This is a genomic window from Saccharopolyspora sp. NPDC047091 (assembly GCF_040643635.1).
GTDB lineage: Bacteria > Actinomycetota > Actinomycetes > Mycobacteriales > Pseudonocardiaceae > Saccharopolyspora_C.
Genome location: NZ_JBEYUS010000112.1, coordinates 9,316 through 11,890, shown reverse-complemented (window position 1 = coordinate 11,890; position 2,575 = coordinate 9,316). Strand labels below are relative to the sequence as shown.

2 protein-coding genes are annotated in these 2,575 nt (G+C 72.8%); both read left to right on the top strand.

Going from position 1 to position 2,575, the window contains the following annotated elements; genetic code table 11:
* Nucleotides 1-271 precede the first annotated feature (271 nt).
* Nucleotides 272-937, top strand: coding sequence for a 5,6-dimethylbenzimidazole synthase (bluB, locus tag ABZ805_RS28145; RefSeq protein WP_358446605.1), 666 nt, complete (start codon nucleotides 272-274; stop codon nucleotides 935-937).
* A gap of 50 nt (nucleotides 938-987) precedes the next feature.
* Complete coding sequence (locus ABZ805_RS28140) at nucleotides 988-2,499, top strand: diguanylate cyclase (RefSeq protein WP_358446602.1); 1,512 nt, start codon at nucleotides 988-990, stop codon at nucleotides 2,497-2,499.
* Nucleotides 2,500-2,575: the final 76 nt, after the last annotated feature.

Genomic DNA, 2,575 nt, shown 5'->3' with positions numbered 1-2,575 from the left:
CCTCAGCGGGATTCTCGCTGCGGGATCTTTTTCCCAAGTGGCTCCGCCACGAGGGAAAAAGCTGTCCTCGCGAGAATCCCGCTGAGAACCCGCGGGTGGTCCTGCCGCGTGCGTGGTCGCTGCTCATCGGCTGCGCCGCTGACAGGAAACCGACAAGACCCGCCGGGCGGGTTCGGAGACGGGCAGTGAGCGGCTGCGCCGCTGGACCGGACGCGGCCGGTGTGCGCTTCGCCATCACGTTCGGGTGGGCGGGCACGGCAGGATTGCGGCAATGACCGCTCGATCCACCGACCCGATGCCCGCCGCCGACCTCTACGACGTGCTGCGGCGGCGGCGCGACGTCCGCAACGAGTTCACCGGCGGCGCGATCCCGGACGAGGTGCTGCGCCGCGTGCTGACCGCCGCGCACAGCGCGCCCAGCGTGGGCTTGAGCCAGCCGTGGGACTTCGTGCTGGTCCGCGACGAGGACACCCGCCGCGCCTTCCGCGAGCACGTGCGCGCCGAACGCGACGTGTTCGCCGCCGAGCTCAGCGGCGAACGGGCCGCGACCTTCGCCAAGATCAAGGTGGAGGGCATCGTCGAATCCGGCCTCGGCATCGCCGTCACCTACGACCCCGACCGCGGCTCCCCCGCCGTGCTGGGCAGGCACGCCATCGCCGACGCGGGCCTGTACTCGGTGTGCCTGGCCATCCAGAACCTGTGGCTGGCCGCCACCGCCGAAGGGCTCGGCGTCGGCTGGGTCAGCTTCTACCGGGAGGAGTTCCTGCGCGGGCTGCTGGAGATCCCCGACGGCGTCCGGCCCGTCGCCTGGCTCTGCGTGGGACCCGTGCACGCCCTCGCCGAAACCCCTGACCTGGAACGACACGGCTGGCGACGGCGCTCGCCGCTGGAGGACGTCGTGCACCACGACAAGTACCGGGGCGGCCAATCCCGGTAGCCTGAGACCGAACGCTGGGAACGGGGCACGAGGACGATCTCGGAGACGCCGTGCGACAGGACGATTCGCTGATGTCGGGGCACATCCCCGCGCAAGATCGTCACGTGCGGGCCCTGCTCGACTCCGGTCATTTCCACGAAGCGGACATCGCGTTCGACGAGCTCGTCTCGACCGGGCTGAACCTGGTCGGCGAGCAGTGGAACCGGGCGACGGTGCTGGTGCACCGCGCGTGGCTGTCCTGGCGGCTGCACCGCATCCCGCAAGCCCTGGAACTGGCCGCCGAGGGCTGGACCGACCTGGACGCGGACCAGCCGATCGGCGCGTCCGCGGCCCAGACCATCAGCATCCTCGGCAACCTGCTGGAGACCATCGGCCACCGGGCGTCCGCGCTGGAGCTGATGACGTTGAGCGTGCAGGTGGCGCGCAAAGCGGACGACCCCGAGACGCTGGCGCACTGCCTGGTGCGCCAGGCCAGCGCGTTGATCTTCCGCTCGGTGGCGCGGGAGGTCTCCGCCGCTGATCGGCTGTTCAGCACCGCCCGCGACCTGTTCGACGAGGCGCTGCTGCTCGTCGGCGAGGGCCAGCTGCGCCGGGTGTCGCTGGCCGGTGGTGCGCGGGCCCTCGCCGGGCTGGGGCGGCTGCCGGAGGCGGAGCGGCTCGCGCAGCGCGCCCTGGAGCTCAGCAAGGACGCCGAGGACGGGTTCTGCACGGCGGTGGCGAACTGGGTGCTGGCGATCGTGCGGCGCGACCAGGGCGACCTGCACTCGGCGCGCACCTTCGCCAGCCGCGCGCTGGACAGCGCCGAGAGCATCGGCGACACCATGCAGATGATGCGGTACTCGCTGGACCTGGCCTCGGTATGCGTGCAGCTCGGCGATGCCGTGGGCGAGGCGGCGGCACTGCGCCGCACCGTCCGGGCCGGCGGCGCCGCCGTGGAGACCCTGCAGGAAGGCCTGGGCCAGGCGCTCGAACAACGACGGGTCGCCGTGCAGGCGCAGCGGCTCGCGACGGCCGCGCAGGAAGCGGCGGTGCGCGACCCGCTGACCGGCCTGGTGAACCGCCTCGGCCTGCAACGCCAAGCACCCGGGCTGCTGGCGGAGACCGCGGCGCAAGGCCGCATCCCGTGGCTCGTGCTGCTCGACGTGGACTGGTTCAAGGACGTCAACGACTTCGCGGGGCACGCCGCGGGCGACGCGACATTGCAGGAGGTGGCGCACCTGCTGCGCCGCGAATGCCGCGCCGACGACCTGATCTGCCGGTGGGCGGGGGACGAGTTCGTGGTGCTCGTGGTCGACGACGCGGAGGACTCGCGGCACGCCGGACCCGTCGTCGCGGAACGGATCCGGGCCGCCGTCGACCGGCACGACTGGCGCCTGGTCCTCGGCTGCACCCGCCGCGTACCCACCGTCAGCATCGGCGTCGCGGGCGGGCCCGCGAAGCTGGACCACCTGTTCGCGGCGGCCGACATCGCGCTGTACCGGGCGAAACGGGCCGGGCGGAACCGGGTGGAGACCGACCACGGCGACCCGGAGCAGGACCGGCCGGAGATCCGGGGCGGCTAGGATCGGCGCCCATGCCCGCACCGCCACCGCACCACCCCGGCGCGGACCTGCCGGTCCATGCGGGACAATCCGCCCC